Genomic DNA, 16,399 nt, shown 5'->3' on the forward strand with positions numbered 1-16,399 from the left:
CTCTTCCGCCGGTGTCCGGTTCGCCCGGTCCCGCGTCAGTCCCCCAGTCCGAGCGCGCTCGCCACCGCGGCCGCGGTGCACGCCGTCTCCCGGGCGAGCTCTGCGATCTTCTCTCCGCCCTCGGCGTCCGCGTGCGCAGCCGCGGACTCGAGCAGTCGCGCTGCCCTCCGGTATCGACGCTCGTGGCCGCCGCCGTAGAAGTGGTCTGGCGCGACGGCACAACCCGACGGCGGCACGTGGGCACCGAGTTCCGCGGCGAGCGCCTCCGATCGGTCGGACAGGCGCTCAAGCAGCTCCCCGATCGTGCGATCCCCCACCCGAACAGCGAGGTCCGCATCGGTCGCCTCCGATACCACCGCCGCGAATTCCTGCGCTGCACGCTGCAGTTCCGACGATTCCATGGCACACCCCCGTAGGTTCGAGTTCCGACGGTGCGGCGTTCCGCACACCATCATGCACCACGGTAGAGCATTTTAATGCACCACGGTAGACGAACTGGAGGATCCATGGCAGCCGAGGAGACCGCGCCCGAGCCGGACCTCGCGGAGTCCACCGGGCTATTCGGCCGACGGCTGATGGCCATCGAGGAGCCGATCCTGCGGGAGGCGGGGGTATCGATGTGGGAGTACGCGATCCTCACCACCCTCGCCCGCGGGGGCGCGGTATCGCAGGTGGAACTGTCGCGACGGACCGGCCGCGACACCACCCGACTCGGCAAGCACCTCGGCGATTTAGAGGCCCGCACCCTGGTCGCCAGGGAGCAGTCCGCCGATGCGCGCCGACGGATCGTCACACTCACCGCAGCGGGCGAAGACGTCCAGCGCCGCGTGCGGCTCGCGATCCGTACCGCCGAGGACGACTACCTCAGTACCCGGTTGTCCGTCGACGAGGCCGCGGCACTGCGCAGTCTCCTCGCCCGCGCCGCAACCGATTCCGCATCTACCAGAGCTTGACGCGGTCCTTCGGGTCCAGCCACTCGCCGTCGCCCGGTTTGACGCCGAAGGTGTCGGCGAAGGCGTCGATGTTCTTCACCACCTGGTTGGTCCGGAACTCGGGCGGTGAGTGCACGGCCGAGGTGAGCGACTCCTTGGCCGCCTCGGGCCGGGTCTTACCCTGCCAGGACCGGGCGTAGCTGAGGAACAAGGGAGCCAGGGAGGGCTCCGGCGACGGTGCGCCCGACGACGGTGCGGTGCTGGTGGCGTCCGCGAACTCCGTTCCCTCATCGCGATTGCGCACCGCGATCCGGAAGGCGTCGATGGCGATCGACAGACCACCGAGATCGGACAGGTTCTCGCCGACGGTCATCGCGCCGTTGACCTTGTTCTCCGGACTGAGCCCGATCGGCACCAGCTGGCTGTACTGGGCGATCAAGGCCTGGGTGCGCTTATCGAATTCGGCGCGATCGGCGGGGGCCCACCAGTCCTTCACGTTGCCCTGCCCGTCGTACTTCGATCCCTGGTCGTCGAAGGCGTGGCCGATCTCGTGACCGATGATCGCGCCGATGGCGCCGTAGTTGACGGCCGCCTGATTGTCGGCAGAGAAGAAGGGCACCTGCAGAATCGCTGCGGGAAAACAGATCTCATTGTTCGTGGGGTTGTACGAGGCGTTCACGGTCTGCGGCAGCATGCCCCATTTGGAGCGGTCGACGGGCTTGGTCAGGGAGTCCAGATCCTGCGCGGTGTAGAAGTTCCTTCCGGCCCGGAGGTTGGCCGCCGCCGACTTCCCATCGGTCTGGAGCGCGGAGTAGTCCTCCCACTTGTCCGGGTAACCGAGCTTGGTGGTGATCTGGTCCAGCTTGGCGATCGCCGCGCTGCGGGTGGGCGGTGTCATCCACGTCGATCGTTCGAGGCTCGCCCGATACGCGGCCTTGAGATTCTCGACCAGCTTCTCCACCTGCCGCTTGGCATCGGCGGAGAAGTGCTTCTTCACGTACTGCTTGCCGAGCGCGTCGCCGACCATCTGATCGACCATGGACACGGCGGTCTTCCACCGATCCGGCTGCTTCTCGGTGCCCTGGAGGGTTTTGGTGAACTCGAACCGGGCATCGCCGAAGGTCTGCGGCAGGACCAGGCTGTACGAGCCGACGATGCCGATCCGCGCACAGTCCTTGAGCGTCGCGATATCCGTCTCCGCCCAGGCCTGGGCCGCCGCGGTGAGATAGCTGGGCTGCATCACCACGAGATCCTTCGACGCCTCCGGTTTGACGCCCTGGAGATCACGCCAGCGGGCCCAGTCGAAGCCCGGTGCCAGGTCGGTGAGCTGCGGCCACTGGTACACGTTGTACGTGGCGTCCACGTCGCGGTACTTCTCGTTGTCCCAGAGCGCGGCGGCCATCCTGGTCTCGAAGGCGAACACGCGGTTGGCCGCGCCCTCGGGATCGGGCAGCCCCGCCAACTCGGCGATCTTGCGGAGGTAGGCGCGGTAGTCGTCGCGGACCTTCTGACTGTTCGGATCGGTGTACTGCACCTTTTCCAGCCCGCCCCCACCGGGAGCCACTGTGACGATGTTCCGTGACGAGTTCTTCGAGTCCGGCCCGATCATGAGCGTGACCACACCCCATCCGCCGTCGGTCCGCTGTTGCGCTCCGACGACATCGAACAGCGCCGTCTTGTCGGCGGCGGAGTCGATCGCCGCGAGCATCGGCCGGATCGGCTCGATCCCCGCCGAGTCGATCGCGCCGACGTCCATGAACGCGCGGTAGACGTCGCGGATCTTCGCCTCCTCGCTGCCCGATTTGGGGTCGCGGATCGACTCGATGATCTCCTTGAGCTGCTGCTCGACCTTGTCCCCCAACTCCTCCATGGCGCCGGTCGAAACCTTGTCCGCGGGAAGCTGATAGCGGTCGTACCACCCGCCGTTGACGTGGCGGAAGAGATCGTCCTGCGCGCGCACGCCCGGCGCGGATCCCGACATGTCCGGCCCGGTCAGCGCGCTGTACGGCTTCCGCACGGTCGACGGTCCGCCGGACGTTCCCGAGGCCCCACATGCGGCGAGCGCGCCGGCGCCCGCCACGACGCCCAGGCCGAGGAGGAAGCGGCGACGGTCCACGCCGCGCCGGTCCCGGCGGTCCGGTCCACCGGGAGTGCCGTGTAGGTCGGAGTCCTCTGCGTGCATCGTCAGCCCCAATCGGAAGTCGCCCACCGAACCGATGTCGGTGATGCGATCAATCCTGGTTGCCCGCGGCGTGCAGCCGCATCCGTCGGGGAGCGACGACTCGGACCCGATCGGATGCAATACCCCGGCCGATCGGTGGGGGCACGGCACGAACGAGCCCCGTCCGGCGTACCGGACGGGGCTCGTCGACGTGCAGCGGGTGTCAGCCCTTGTGAGCCTTGACGGCCTCGGTGAGCTGCGGGGCGACGTCGAACAGGTCGCCCACGATGCCGTAGTCGGCGATCTCGAAGATCGGGGCCTCTTCGTCCTTGTTGACGGCCACGATGGTCTTCGAGGTCTGCATGCCGGCGCGGTGCTGGATGGCGCCCGAGATGCCCAGGGCGATGTACAGCTGCGGCGACACGGTCTTGCCGGTCTGGCCGACCTGGAACTGGCCCGGGTAGTAGCCCGAGTCGACCGCGGCACGCGAGGCGCCCACGGCGGCACCGAGCGCGTCGGCGAGCTCCTCGACGACCGAGAACTTGTCGGCCGAGCCCACACCACGGCCACCGGAGACCACGATCGAGGCCTCGGTGAGCTCCGGGCGGCTGCCGCCGGTCACGGGGTGCTTGGCGGTGATCTTCACGGCGTTCTCGGCGGGGGCCGGAACCTCCGCGTCGACGACCTCACCGGCACCGGCCTGGCCGTCGGCCTCGATGGCGCCGGGGCGCACCGAGTACACCGGGACGTCGCCGCCGGCCTGAGCCTCGACGGTGAAGGCACCACCGAAGATCGAGTGCACGCCGGCACCGGCGGGCTTGACCTCGATGACGTCGACCAGCAGGCCGGAGCCGAGGCGCGCGGCGAGGCGGCCCGACACCTCCTTGCCCTCGAAGGTCGCGGCGGTGAGCACGGCAGCGGCGCCGTTCTCGGCCAGTGCGGCGAGCACATCGACCTTGGGGGTCACGAGGTAGTTGTCGGCGTCGGCCGACTCCGCGCGGTAGATCTTGGCGGCGCCGGCGGCCTTGAGCTGGTCGGCGATCGCGTCGGTGGTGCCGGGGGCGCCCACGACGACGGCGGCGGGCTCACCCAGCGCCTTGGCGGCGGTCAGCAGCTCGGCCGTGACCTTCTTGATCTTGCCCTCAGCCTGCTCGACGAGAACGAGTACGTCTGCCATATCGGATTCTCTCCTTAGTGTGAGGGGGTCTTAGATGATCTTCTGGCCGATGAGGAACTGCGCGACCTTGCTTCCGCCGTCGCCCTCGTCGGTGACCTTCTCGCCCGCGGCCTTCGGCGGCTTCGGGGTGACACCCGAAACCTGGCTGCCGGCGTTGGCGCCGCCCACCTCGTCGTTCTCCACGCCGATCTCGGCGAGGGTGAGCACGTTCACTTCCTTCTTCTTCGCGGCCATGATGCCCTTGAAGGAGGGGAAGCGGGGCTCGTTGATCTTCTCGTTCACCGAGACGATGGCGGGCAGCGAGGACTCGACCTCGAAGACGCCCTCGTCGGTCTCGCGCTCACCCTTGAGGCTCTGACCGTCGACGGTCAGGCTGCGCAGGTGGGTGAGCTGCGGCAGGCCGAGGTACTCGGCCAGGATCGCGGGCACGGCGCCGACGCGGCCGTCGGTGGCCTCGTTGCCGGCGATGACGAGCTCGACGCCCTCGATGGTGCCGAGCGCGCGGGCCAGGATCCACGCGGTCTGGATGGCGTCCGAGCCGTGCGCGGCGTCGTCCTGCACGTGAACGGCCTTATCGGCACCCATCGACAGCGCCTTGCGGATCGCGTCGGTCGCGCTGGCGGGGCCGAGCGAGAGCACGGTCACCTCGCCGCCGTCGGCCTCCTTGATCTGGAGCGCCTGCTCAACGGCGCGCTCGTTGATCTCGTCGAGGACGGCGTCGGCCGACTCGCGATCGAGGGTGTAATCACCGTCGGTGAGCTTGCGCTCGGAGTAGGTGTCAGGGACCTGCTTGATCAGTACGACTACGTTCGTCATTGGTCTTCGTCGACCTCCTGGATCATCGGATACTCGTAGGGCACATTCTCACACTGCCGTCGGGGCATCAGAACCTCGCCCCACCGCAGGCTAAGCCACTCGAACTTAGCACCGCCTCACGGCACTGTTTAACGCCAGAGTAAGTTACCGGACAGTAACTGTCCATGTGGGCTGGCCCACCCGGCGAAGAAGACTAGGCTCGACAGAATGTGTGACGCGCTGCCCTTGACCGGCGAGCGGACGGTTCCCGGCATCCCCGAGGAGAACTACTGGTTCCGCCGGCACGAGATCGCGTACCTGGCGATCGCCGACCGGTACGCGGACCGCACCGTGTTCGAGGCCGGGAGCGGCGAGGGCTATGGCGCCGCGATGCTCGCCGACGCCGGCGCCACGGTCACCGCACTCGATTACGACGAGTCGGCGGTCGCGCACGTGCGCTCGAACTACCCGCAGGTGACGATGCTGCACGGCAATCTCGCCGAGCTCCCGTTGGACGATGCCTCCGTCGACGCGGTGGTCAACTTCCAGGTGATCGAACACCTCTGGGACCAGCCGCAGTTCCTCCGCGAGGTGACCCGCATCCTGCGCCCCGGAGGCGAGCTCGCGATCTCCACGCCGAACCGGGTCACCTTCTCCCCCGGCCGCGACACCCCGCTCAACCCCTTCCACACCCGGGAACTGAACTCCGCCGAGCTCGTCGAGCTGCTGGAGGACGCGGGCCTCGAGGTCACCGAGAAGCTCGGCGTGTACCACGGCGAGCGGCTGGCCGAACTGGACCGCCGCCACGGCGGCAGCTTCATCGACGCCCAGATCGAGCGGTCGCTGGCGGGCGAGCCCTGGCCCGAGGAGCTCTCGCGCGATGTGGCCGCGGTGGCGGCCACCGATTTCGACCTGCGCGCCGACGCCCCCGACAGCCTCGACCTGTTCTTCTACGCTCGGAAGCCCACGCCGTGACCAGCAGCCGCGAACCCGGGATGATCGCCTTCGTCCTGCATTCGCACCTGCCCTGGCTCGCGCACCACGGCGCGTGGCCGGTGGGCGAGGAATGGCTGTACCAGTCCTGGGCGGCGTCCTATCTGCGGGTCGCCGAGGTGCTCGACCGTCTCGCCGCGGAGGGACGCACCGACCAGCTCACCCTGGGCATCACCCCGATCCTGGCCGCCCAGCTCGACGATCCCTATTGCCTGCACGCCATGCACCAGTGGCTCGGCGACTGGCAGTTGCGCTCGCACGAGGCCGCGCTCTCGGGCCGGCCCGCAGCAGCGGAACTCGGTGCGCGCGAACACCGCAACTCCGCGCACGCGCTGGAGCTGTTCGAGACGCAGTGGCGGCACGGCGGCACCCCGGTGCTGCGCCGCCTGGCCGAGGCGGGCACCGTCGAACTGCTCGGCGGTCCCCTGGCGCACCCGTTCCAGCCCCTGCTGCACCCGCGCCTGCGCGAGCTCTCGCTCCGCGAGGGCCTGGCGTACGGCCGGTCGCGGCTGGGCCAGGAGCCCGGCGGCATCTGGGCGCCCGAATGCGCGTACGCGCCCGGTATGGAACGGGGATACCAGGCTGCGGGCGTCACCCACTTCATGGTCGACGGCCCCACGCTGGGCGGCGATACCGCTCTCGCCCGTCCGGTCGGCGATTCCACGGTGCTGGCCTTCGGGCGCGATCTGCCGGTGAGCTACCGCGTGTGGTCGCCCAAGTCCGGCTATCCCGGTCACGCCGCCTACCGCGACTTCTACGCGCACGACCACTCGACGGGTCTCAAGCCGAGCCGGGTGACCGGAAAGAACGTGGCGGAGAAGGACAAGGCGCCGTACGACCCGGAGCTCGCGGACGCCGCGGTCGACAAGCACGTCGCCGATTTCGTGGACACCGTGGTCGCCCGGCTGCGCACCGAGAGCGGGCGCATCGGGCGCGACGCGCTGGTGGTGGCCGCCTTCGACACCGAGCTGTTCGGGCACTGGTGGTACGAGGGCCCGATCTGGCTGGAACGCGTCCTACGGGCCCTGCCCGAGGCGGGCGTGCGGGTGGGCACGTTGCGTTCGGCCATGGCGGCGGGCTACGTGGGCGAACCCCGTGAGATCGCCGCCAGCTCGTGGGGTTCCGGTAAGGACTGGCGGGTCTGGGAGGGCCCGCAGGTCCGTGAGTTCGTCGAGCTCAACGAGGACATCACCACCACCACGCTGCGGGTCCTGGACAAGCGCGCCGGCCGCCAGCGCGACCGAGTCAGCGACCAGGTGCTCACCGAGGCCCTGATGTGCCTGCAGTCCGACTGGCCCTTCATGGTCTCGAAGGACACCGCGGCCGGTTACGCCCGTGATCGGGCCTACAAGCACGCGCACGCCCTGCGTGAGATCGCCGAGGCCGCCGAGCGCGGCGACGAGGCGCGCGCCGAATCGCTGGCCCGGGGCTGGCGACAGGCCGACGATCCGTTCCCCGGCCTCGACGCCCGGCGCCTCCCGGCGCCGCTGGGAGGATTCTGATGCGTGTCCTGCTCGTCTCCTGGGAGTACCCGCCCGTGGTGGTCGGCGGCCTCGGCCGCCACGTGCACCACCTCGCGCTGCAACTGCGCGACCAGGGCCACGACGTGGTGGTGCTCTCGCGCCAGCCCACCGGCACCGACCCGCGCAGCAACCCGACCACCGATCAGCGCCTCGACGGGATCCGCGTGATCATGGCCGCCGAGGACCCGCTCGCGCTGGAGTTCGGCACCGACATGATGCCGTGGGTGCTCTCGATGGGGCACTCGATGCTGCGCGCCGGGCTGCGCCTGGCCGGGTTCAATCCCACTGCGGGCGAAGACGCCGGGCACGGCGCGGGCACCGTCGGGCGTCCCTGGGTGCCCGATGTGGTGCACGCGCACGACTGGCTCGCCGCGCACGCCGCGGTCGGGCTCGCCGAGGCCTTCGACGCGCCGCTGGTCGCCACCATCCACGCCACCGAGGCCGGCCGGCACAGCGGCTGGGTATCGGGGCCGGTGAACCGTCAGGTGCACTCCACGGAGTGGTGGCTCGCCAACGAGGCCGACGCCGTGATCACCTGCTCGCGGTCGATGTCCGACGAGGTGAACCGCCTGTTCGGCCCCGGGATCGCGCAGCTGCACACCATCGCCAACGGCATCGACGTGGAGCTGTGGCCGTACCGCGACCGCGCCACGATCGCCGCCCGGCCCGGTCCGCCGCGGCTGCTGTACGTGGGCCGGCTGGAGTACGAGAAGGGCGTGCAGGACCTGGTCGCCGCGCTGGCGCGGGTGCGGCGCACGCACCCCGGCACCACCCTCACCATCGCGGGCGACGGTACCCAGGCCGAGTGGCTGCGCGAGGTGGCGCGTGAGCAGAAGGTGATGCGGGCCGTGCAGTTCACCGGCGCGCTCGACCACGATGAGCTGGTCGCACAGCTGCATTCGGCCGATGCGCTGGTGATCCCCTCGCGGTACGAGCCCTTCGGCATCGTCGCGCTGGAGGGCGCCGCGACGGGCATTCCGATCATCGCCACCACCGCGGGCGGCCTGGCCGATTTCATCCGGCCGGGCGAGACGGGCGTCTCCGTCGACCCCGCCGACGTGGCCGGTCTCACCGCCGCCATCCGCGGAGTGCTCGACGATCCGTTGTCGGCGCATCGCTGGGCCGCAGCGGCACGCACCGAGGTGGAGGCCCTCACCTGGGAGGCGGTCGCCTCCGAGACCGCGCAGGTCTACCTCGCCGCGAAGCGTCGGCCCCGGAACCCCTTGGGCCGCCGCGTGATCGACGAGCGACCGCTGCCGGAACGGGACCCCACCAACCCGGTGTAGCGTGGGCGGCATGAGTGTTCGCCCGGAAGACGTTCTCCCTGATGATCAGAACATTGCCGATTTCGGCGGTATGGCGCTCCGCAAGGGCACCGTCGCCGCGTTCGTGCGGAACGCGCAGCGCTTCGACGAGCTCCCGGACGACGCGCCCGAGGCGGCCGAGCTGAAGCAGGCACTGTCCGAGGCGGTTCCGCAGTTGCGCGCCATCGGTGTGCTCGATGTCTTCGCGCCGGTCTCGCCGCGCATCCGGGCCATCGTCGACGAGGCGTGATCGCGTGCTGATCCGGCGGGAGCTGCCCGGCGATATCAGCGCGATCGGCGATGTCCACCGCAGCGCCTTCGCATCGATGGCTCCCGCCGGCTCCGCCGAGCCGGTCGAGGTGGGACTGGTCGCTGCACTGCGGGATTCGACCGCTTGGATCCCGGAACTCTCACTCGTCGCGGAGGCCGACGGCGCCGTCACCGGGCACGTCTGCCTCACCCGCGGCACCGTCGACGGGGGTCCCGTGCTGGCGCTCGGCCCCCTGGGTGTGCGCGCCGACGTCCAGGCGAGCGGCACCGGTTCGGCGCTCATGCACGCCGCGCTCGGGGCCGCCGATGCGCTCGGCGAGGCCCTCGTGGTGCTGCTCGGGCACGCGGACTACTACCCGCGGTTCGGCTTCGTTCCCGCCGAGCGGCTGGGTATCAGGCCGGATGTGGCCGAGTGGGCGGGCGAGGCGTTCATGGCGCGCGCCCTCACGGCGTACTCGCACGACCTCACCGGCGAGTTCCGCTACGCGCAGCCCTTTTACGAGCTCTAGTCGCCCTGGGGCAGGCCGCGGGCCTCGGCCTTCTTGCGCTCGATATCGGCCAAGGCGCGCTCGAGCTCCGCTCGCTCGGCCACGCTCGCGTCCCACATCTCCTTGCGGTTCTTGACCACCTTGGCCGGCGAACCGACGGCGATCGAGTAGGGCGGGATCTCCCCGCGCACCACGGCGTGCGCGCCGAGCACGCTGCCGTGGCCGATCAGGGTGTTGCGGGTGACGGTGACCTTCGTCCCCACCCAGGTGTCGCCGCCGATCCGCACCGGGCCCTTGATGATGCCCTGGTCCTTGATCGGGATGTGGATGTCGTCCATCTTGTGGTCGAAGTCGCAGATGTAGCACCAGTCGGCCACCAGTGAGGCGGGGCCGAATTCGATGTCGAGGTAGCAGTTGACCACGTTGTCGCGGCCGAACACCGACTTGTCGCCGATCCGCAGCGAACCCTCGTGGCAACGGATCTTGTTGGAATCGCCGATGTGCACCCAGCGGCCGATCTCCATCCGGCCGAGGCCCGGCGTGGCGTGGATCTCCACGTTCTTGCCGAGGAAGACCATGCCCTTGAGGATGATGTGCGGGTTCGCGATCCGGAACTTCGCGAGGCGGAGGTAGCGCACCAGGTACCAGGGGGTGTACGCCTTGTTCTTCAGCACCCAACGCAGCGAGGCGAGGGTCAGGAACCGTGCCTGCGTGTCGGCCGATCGCGCGTGCCGCCAGCGCGTCCGATACGGGGCGTTCCACATGCTCGTCATAACGGGGAAGCCTATCGGGCGGTGCGTCCCGGCGGTCCCGCACGGCCACCGCGATAGTCTGTGGGGCGATTGACGGTGCCACGGTCGGCGAAACGCCGGCGAGAAGGAGAGACATGCGGTTGGGTAGGCGCGCCCTGATGCTGGGCGCGACGGTGGCTGCCACCGCGGTCCTCGCGTCCTGCGCACCCGACAACACCTGGGTCTTCGCCGACGATTCGGCCGCGTGGCCGGGCATGTACGGCGATTCCCGGAACAACTCCTACGCCGATCGCTCCGCCGCGGAGAGCCTGGTCCCGGCGTGGAACCGTCCGCTCGCCGGGCCGAACCTCGCGCAGGCCGCCATCTCGAACCGCGGCGTGGTCTCGGTGACCGCCCGGCCCGAGACCGGGTGCACCACGTTCAGCCTGGAACTGACCGTGGGCCGCAAGACCTACTGCCGGCGTGACGCCCCGGGTGCCGATCTGCAGACGCCGGTGGTCGATCAGTTCGAGTACACCTACCTCGGTGTCCCCGGCTGGCTGTACACCTTCAACCCCGACAACCAGGTGCGCTGGCGCTATCCCACCGCGGGCACCCCGCTGTGGATCAAGCTGGCCGGCGACAACACGGTGCTGGCCGTGACCCACCTCGGCCAGATGGTGCTGGTGAACTCGCACGACGGTGTCGCCGCCGGCGCCTCGATCGGCCTGGTCCCGAAGGTCTCGGCCGACGACAACGGCGGCGGGCTCGCCGACTGCCCGACGAGTGGCCCCGGCTGCCCGGTCTCCGGGCCGCCCGCCGTGGACACCGCCGCCCAGCGCGCCTACATCGTGGTCTCGCCCGCGGGCGCACCGTCGAAGGTGATGGCCGTCGATTACGGCAAGGACGGCGGCTCCCGGCACGATCTGCGCTACGCCTGGGAGCGCAAGGACATCGCCGACGGCGTGATCGGCTCCCCCGCGTTGTCCGCGGACCGCAAGACCCTGTACGTGAATCTGCGCTCGAAGAAGCTCGCCGCGCTGGACGCGCAGACCGGTGCCACCAAGTGGACGCACGATCTGGGGTATCAGACCTCGGTGCCACCCTCGGTCTCCCCCGACGGCACCATCATCCCCGCGGCCCCCGGCCTGCAGCGCACCCCCTTCGTGGCGCTCCAGGACCAGGGCGACGGTGTGCGTGAGGTGTTCAAGCGCACCGATGTCGCGATGGTCTCTCCGGTCACGCAGATCCGCGGCGGCATCGGCTACGCGGTAACCCGCTCGTGGGCGGGCGTGCAGACCAAGCTCGTCGAGTTCCGCACCGACACCGGCACCACGCTGCGCACCTTCGATCTGCCGGACGGCGTCAAGTCCAGCTCCGGCGTCTCGATCGGGCCCGACGGTGAGCTGGTGACGGTCGGCAATCAGGGCGAGGTGTACGCCTTCACCTCCGGTCGCCGCACCGGCGACAGCGTCGCCAAGAACTGATCCGCCCACGGGAGGTTAAGCTGGACACATGGTCCGGCAGCCCCTCACCCCCGAACAGATCGCCGCAGGTCGGCGCCTCGGGGCGCGGCTGCGGGAGGCGCGTGGTGCTCGTCGGCTCGACGAGGTGGCCGGCGCTGCCGGGATCTCCCCGGAGACGCTGCGCAAGATCGAGACCGGCCGGATGGCCACCCCCGCCTTCGGCACCGTGGTCGCGCTCGCCGCAGTGCTGGACGAGCCGCTCGCCGCGCTGGCGGAGGAGTACGTGGGCGCGGAGCGGTTCGGCCGCACCGGATAACCCGTGGTATTTTAATACCATGATGGAGCTCAAGACCCCGGCCGAGATCGAGAAGATGCGCACCACGGGCGCATTCATCGCGGAACTGCTGGAGCAGCTCACCACGATGGCCGAACCCGGCATGAATCTCATGGAGCTGGAGTACCGGGCCCGGAAGATGATCGACGACCGCGGCGCACAGTCCTGCTACTGGGACTACGCACCGTCGTTCGGGAGCGGCCCGTTCCGCAACGTCACCTGCCTGTCGGTCAATGACGCCTGCCTGCACGGCCTTCCGCACGAGTACGTCTTCGAGGACGGAGATCTGCTCACCGTGGACATCGCCGTGTCGATCGACGGCTGGGTGGCCGATGCCGCCCGCAGCGTGAGCGTGGGCACCGCCCGCGAGGAGGACACGCGGCTGATCGAGGCCACCCGGGTGGCGCTCGACGCGGCGATCGACGAGATGCGCCCGGGCACCAGACTCGGCACCGTCTCCGCCGCCATCGGGCAGGTGGCCAAGAAGTACGGCTACCCGGTGAACACCCAGTTCGGCGGGCACGGCCTGGGGCGGACCATGCACGAGGACCCGCACGTGCCGAACGTCGGCAAGCCGCGCAAGGGAATGCTGCTGCAGACCGGCACCACCCTGGCGCTGGAGCCCTGGTTCTGCGCCACCACCGATCAGATCAAATTCGATGCGGACGGCTGGACGCTGCGTTCCGCCGACGGTTCCCGCGCGGCGCACAGCGAGCACACCGTGGCCATCACCGAAGACGGTCCGCGCATCCTCACCGCCCCGGCTTAGCCACCGCTTTGTCGCAATGGCCGCAACACGGTACGGAAGGCCGCTGAGGGCACAGCGGGTGTGCAATCCCGCGATACCGTGGCTCGCAATGCGTCCCGCCCGGGCCGCGATCCGAGCCATCAGGAGGCTGCCGATGTCGCGACGAATTCTCTGCTTGATCACCGCACTGTTCATCGTGGCCGGATGCTCGAACAAGGACTCCTCAGCCGGCGATAGCACCCCGGCGAACGCCACCTCGTCGCAGGCGACCCAGGCGAGCACGGGCACGGCGAAGCCCGGGACGGCCACCGCCACAGTGACCGCCACCGCGGCGGGCGGCGCGACGGGCGGCGCGGCCCCCGCGCCTCAGACCACGTCGATCAAGGCCTGCGACGGCAGCCCGGCCGTGCGGCCGAGCGAACTCGTCCTCGCCTGCGCGGACGCGGGCGCCGTCGTCTCGGGGATCACCTGGGACAGCTGGGCCAACGACACCGCCACCGGTTCCGGCACGCTCACGACGAAGACCTGCGAGCCCGACTGCGCGAGCGGCGGGACCCAGACGCGGACCGTCGGCGTCACGCTGCACACTCCGGTGCGGGACCCGAACGGCGCCTCCCGGTTCACGGTGGCCACCGTCGGATCGAAGGGCGACTTCCAGGACTACACGCTGGGATAGTCAGCGCTGCGCGTCGATCAACACCTTCGCGGCCTGCCGCGCACCGTCGGCCACGCCGTCGGGCCCGAGGATGGCGGCGGTGGCCAGCGCACCCTCGGTGAGCAGGCCGATCTGCACCGCGACGCTGCGCGGCAGTCCGGCATCGGCGACCAATGCGTTGACCTCGTCCTGGTAGCAGGACTTGTTGTGCTGCGCCGCCTGGGCCACCGTCGGTGACGTGGCACCGAGCTCGCCGTAGCTGTTGATGAACGAGCACCCGCGGAAGTCGTTCTCGGCGAACATCTCATCGAGCCAGTCGAAGACGGCGAGCACCTTCGCCTCGGAGTCGGACGCACGGGCGACGTACTTGTGCAGGCCGTCGGTCCACCGCCGATCGCGGATGGCGAGCACCTCTGCCACGAGCACGTCCTTCGAGGGGAAGAGCTTGTAGATCGCCTTGAGGGAGACGCCTGCGGCGGTGCGGATCTCGTCCATGCCCACGGCCTGTATTCCCTTGCCGTAGAACAGCTTCTCCGCCGCCTCCAGAACGGCGTCACGCTGCAGTTGCGCGTCCATTCGTATCCACCCCTTGCGCGAGAACGATCGTTCCCCTACAGTAGCAGACATCGCTGAGAACGATCGTTCTCAGCGTCACCGACAAGGAGGACCCACCATGAGCGTCACCCTCGAGCCCGCCGCCCGCGCCTTCTCCGAGGCCACGGCCAACCCGCCCTACCTGTTCGACCTGGGCCCCGTCGAGGGCCGCGCAACCGTCGACCAGGTGCAGTCCGGTGAGGGCGTCGTCCTCCCCGAGGCCGACGAGGAGTGGATCACCGTGTCCGGCGGCCCCACCGGCGAGGTGCGCACCCGCATCGTGCGTCCGAAGGGCGCGACCGGCGTGCTGCCGGTGATCTTCTTCATCCACGGCGCCGGCTGGGTGTTCGGCAACGCCCACACGCACGACCGCCTCGTTCGCGAGCTCGTCGTGGGAACCGGAGCGGCCGCGGTCTTCCCGGAGTACGACCTCTCCCCCGAGGCGCGGTACCCGATCGCGATCGAGCAGAACTACGCGGTGGCGCAGTGGGTCGTGAACTCCGGTGCCGAGAAGAACCTCGACGGCACGCGGATCGCCGTGGCCGGCGATTCGGTGGGCGGCGACATGTCCGCCGTGCTCGCCCTGCAGGCCAAGGCCCGCGGTGACGTGAAGCTGGCCGCACAGGTGCTGCTGTACCCGGTGGTGGACGCGAACTTCGAGACCGCGTCGTACCACGAGTTCGCGGAGGGCTACTTCCTGCGCCGGGATGCCATGCAGTGGTTCTGGGATCAGTACACGACCGACGAGGCCCAGCGCGCCGAGATCTTCGCCTCACCGCTGAACGCGACGATCGAGCAGCTCACCGGCCTGCCGCCGGCCACCGTCATCACCGCCGAGGCCGATGTGCTGCGCGACGGTGGCGAGGCCTACGCCGCCAAGCTCCGTGAGGCCGGCAACGAGGTGACCGCCGTGCGCGTGGGCGGCGTCATCCACGATTTCATGATGCTCAACGACCTCCGTCCCACCCACGGCGCCCAGGCGGGCATCGACCTCGCAGTGCTCGCCCTGCGCCGCGCGCTCACGGCGTAATCGCGCTCAGCGCCGGAACACCGGCTGCAGCCGGTGCAGTGCCTCTTCGATCTCGGAGGTCGCGCCGGCGAAGCTGAGCCGGATGGTGCGATCACCCCGGGCCGTATCGAAATCCAGGCCCGGGGTGATCGCCACCCCCGTCTCGTCGAGCACGGCCGCGCACCACGCGAGGGAATCGTCCGTGAGGTGGCCGATGTCGGCGTAGGCGTAGAACGCACCGTCGGGGGGCGCGAGCTCGGTGACACCGAGGTCCGCGAGCCCGGCGAGCACCAGTTCCCGGTTGCGCGCGTACCCGGCCACATGTGCGTCGAGTTCGGCTCGCGACTCGTCGGAGAAGGCCGCCACCGCCGCGTACTGGCTGATCGCGGGCGGGCAGATGGTCATGTTCGCGGTGAGCCGCTCGACCGGCCGGCGCAGGTACTCGGGCAGCAGCATCCAGCCCAGCCGCCACCCGGTCATCGCGAAGTACTTCGACACCGACCCCATCACCACCTGCTCGCGCGAGGTTTCCCACGCGCACGAGGTGGGCCGGCCGTAGCTGATGCCGTGGTAGATCTCATCGGAGATGAGCAGGGTGCCGTGCGCCTCGCACCAGCGCGCCAGATCGGCCAGTTCCGACGGTGCCAGGATCGTCCCGGTCGGGTTCGCGGGGCTGGCCACGATGAGCCCCTTCGGCGGCTCGGGCAGGGCCTCCAGCATCGCGACGGTGGGCTGGTACCGCGTATCCGCGCCGCAATCGAGCTCGACCACGGTGCAGCCCAAGGCCTTCAACGTGTTCCGGTAGGCGGGGTAGCCCGGCCGCGCCATCACCACGGTGTCGCCCGCGTCGAAGGCCGCGAGGAAGACCAGCGTGAAGGCGCCCGACGATCCGGTGGTCACGGCCACCGCCTCCGGCGCCACGTCCACGCCGTAGGTGCGCCCGTAGTGCGCGGCGATGGTCTCCCGCAGCGGCGCGATACCCATCGACTCGGTGTAGCCCAGCGATCCGGCGTCGAGCGCGGCATGCGCGGCTGCGAGCACCGGCTTCGGCGCGCCCGCACTGGGCTGTCCCGCCGCCAGCGAGATCACATCGCCGTGGGTCTCCCGCCGCCGTGCCGCTGCGGCCAGCACGTCCATGACGTGGAACATCTCGACATCGGAGCGGCGCGACTCGTGCATGCGGTCCATCGTGGCATCCCCGGCTGTTCTTCGGACCTCC

Annotated in this window: 18 protein-coding genes; 11 read left to right on the plus strand and 7 right to left on the minus strand. The window is 69.8% G+C overall.

Annotated elements, in window-relative coordinates; all coding sequences use genetic code 11:
• Positions 1-35: 35 nt before the first annotated feature.
• On the minus strand, positions 36-401 hold the full coding sequence (locus tag ABD108_RS01635) for a hypothetical protein (protein ID WP_343929059.1): 366 nt from the start codon (positions 399-401) through the stop codon (positions 36-38).
• Between the two features lie 105 nt (positions 402-506).
• Between ABD108_RS01635 and ABD108_RS01640 the strand changes: the two genes are divergently transcribed.
• Positions 507-953, plus strand: coding sequence for a MarR family winged helix-turn-helix transcriptional regulator (locus ABD108_RS01640; RefSeq protein WP_343929060.1), 447 nt, complete (start codon positions 507-509; stop codon positions 951-953).
• On the opposite strand, the gene ABD108_RS01645 is transcribed toward ABD108_RS01640, so the two are convergent.
• From ABD108_RS01645 to ABD108_RS01655, 3 genes are all read right to left on the minus strand, one after another.
• The gene (locus tag ABD108_RS01645; RefSeq protein ID WP_343929061.1) at positions 940-3,114 is read right to left on the minus strand and encodes a M13 family metallopeptidase; all 2,175 of its coding nucleotides are present in this window, start codon (positions 3,112-3,114) and stop codon (positions 940-942) included. The genes ABD108_RS01640 and ABD108_RS01645 overlap by 14 nt on opposite strands.
• A 202-nt stretch (positions 3,115-3,316) precedes the next feature.
• On the minus strand, positions 3,317-4,270 hold the full coding sequence (locus ABD108_RS01650; RefSeq protein ID WP_305111826.1) for an electron transfer flavoprotein subunit alpha/FixB family protein: 954 nt from the start codon (positions 4,268-4,270) through the stop codon (positions 3,317-3,319).
• A gap of 30 nt (positions 4,271-4,300) precedes the next feature.
• Positions 4,301-5,086 (minus strand): electron transfer flavoprotein subunit beta/FixA family protein, encoded by a 786-nt coding sequence (locus ABD108_RS01655; RefSeq protein WP_220656079.1) that lies wholly within the window; start codon positions 5,084-5,086, stop codon positions 4,301-4,303.
• Positions 5,087-5,293: 207 nt separating this feature from the next.
• On the opposite strand from ABD108_RS01655, the gene ABD108_RS01660 reads away from it, so the two are divergent.
• From ABD108_RS01660 to ABD108_RS01680, 5 genes are read left to right on the plus strand one after another with little or no spacing between them, the layout of a single operon-like run.
• Positions 5,294-6,040, plus strand: a complete 747-nt coding sequence (locus tag ABD108_RS01660) for a class I SAM-dependent methyltransferase (RefSeq protein WP_305111827.1) — start codon at positions 5,294-5,296, stop codon at positions 6,038-6,040.
• A 20-nt stretch (positions 6,041-6,060) separates the two neighbouring features.
• The gene (locus tag ABD108_RS01665) at positions 6,061-7,560 is read left to right on the plus strand and encodes a 1,4-alpha-glucan branching protein domain-containing protein (RefSeq protein WP_343929683.1); all 1,500 of its coding nucleotides are present in this window, start codon (positions 6,061-6,063) and stop codon (positions 7,558-7,560) included.
• Complete coding sequence (locus tag ABD108_RS01670) at positions 7,560-8,867, plus strand: glycosyltransferase family 4 protein (RefSeq protein WP_220656081.1); 1,308 nt, start codon at positions 7,560-7,562, stop codon at positions 8,865-8,867. Before ABD108_RS01665 ends, ABD108_RS01670 begins: the two co-directional genes overlap by 1 nt.
• Positions 8,868-8,877: 10 nt before the next feature.
• Complete coding sequence (locus tag ABD108_RS01675) at positions 8,878-9,135, plus strand: hypothetical protein (RefSeq protein ID WP_343929062.1); 258 nt, start codon at positions 8,878-8,880, stop codon at positions 9,133-9,135.
• Positions 9,136-9,139: 4 nt separating this feature from the next.
• Positions 9,140-9,664 carry a GNAT family N-acetyltransferase gene (locus ABD108_RS01680; RefSeq protein WP_343929063.1) on the plus strand — a complete coding sequence of 175 codons (525 nt, stop codon included), beginning with the start codon at positions 9,140-9,142 and terminating at the stop codon, positions 9,662-9,664.
• On the opposite strand, the gene ABD108_RS01685 is transcribed toward ABD108_RS01680, so the two are convergent.
• Positions 9,661-10,416 carry an acyltransferase gene (locus tag ABD108_RS01685; RefSeq protein WP_305111829.1) on the minus strand — a complete coding sequence of 252 codons (756 nt, stop codon included), beginning with the start codon at positions 10,414-10,416 and terminating at the stop codon, positions 9,661-9,663. The two genes, ABD108_RS01680 and ABD108_RS01685, sit on opposite strands and share 4 nt — an antisense overlap.
• Positions 10,417-10,529: 113 nt before the next feature.
• Between ABD108_RS01685 and ABD108_RS01690 the strand changes: the two genes are divergently transcribed.
• The 4 genes from ABD108_RS01690 to ABD108_RS01705 all read left to right on the plus strand — a co-directional run bounded on the left by ABD108_RS01690 (position 10,530) and on the right by ABD108_RS01705 (position 13,598).
• Positions 10,530-11,861 (plus strand): outer membrane protein assembly factor BamB family protein, encoded by a 1,332-nt coding sequence (locus tag ABD108_RS01690; protein ID WP_343929064.1) that lies wholly within the window; start codon positions 10,530-10,532, stop codon positions 11,859-11,861.
• A 28-nt stretch (positions 11,862-11,889) separates the two neighbouring features.
• Complete coding sequence (locus tag ABD108_RS01695) at positions 11,890-12,156, plus strand: helix-turn-helix domain-containing protein (protein WP_220656086.1); 267 nt, start codon at positions 11,890-11,892, stop codon at positions 12,154-12,156.
• Positions 12,157-12,175: 19 nt separating this feature from the next.
• Positions 12,176-12,943, plus strand: coding sequence for a type I methionyl aminopeptidase (gene map / locus ABD108_RS01700; protein ID WP_220656087.1), 768 nt, complete (start codon positions 12,176-12,178; stop codon positions 12,941-12,943).
• Between the two features lie 133 nt (positions 12,944-13,076).
• Complete coding sequence (locus ABD108_RS01705; protein ID WP_343929065.1) at positions 13,077-13,598, plus strand: hypothetical protein; 522 nt, start codon at positions 13,077-13,079, stop codon at positions 13,596-13,598.
• Here the strand turns inward: ABD108_RS01705 and ABD108_RS01710 are convergent, their stop codons facing one another.
• Positions 13,599-14,153 (minus strand): TetR/AcrR family transcriptional regulator, encoded by a 555-nt coding sequence (locus tag ABD108_RS01710; protein WP_220656089.1) that lies wholly within the window; start codon positions 14,151-14,153, stop codon positions 13,599-13,601.
• 97 nt (positions 14,154-14,250) lie between these two features.
• On the opposite strand from ABD108_RS01710, the gene ABD108_RS01715 reads away from it, so the two are divergent.
• Complete coding sequence (locus tag ABD108_RS01715; protein WP_343929066.1) at positions 14,251-15,201, plus strand: alpha/beta hydrolase; 951 nt, start codon at positions 14,251-14,253, stop codon at positions 15,199-15,201.
• A 6-nt stretch (positions 15,202-15,207) separates the two neighbouring features.
• On the opposite strand, the gene ABD108_RS01720 is transcribed toward ABD108_RS01715, so the two are convergent.
• On the minus strand, positions 15,208-16,368 hold the full coding sequence (locus tag ABD108_RS01720; RefSeq protein ID WP_343929067.1) for a pyridoxal phosphate-dependent aminotransferase: 1,161 nt from the start codon (positions 16,366-16,368) through the stop codon (positions 15,208-15,210).
• Positions 16,369-16,399: the final 31 nt, after the last annotated feature.

This window comes from Tsukamurella strandjordii (assembly GCF_039525985.1).
GTDB lineage: Bacteria > Actinomycetota > Actinomycetes > Mycobacteriales > Mycobacteriaceae > Tsukamurella > Tsukamurella strandjordii.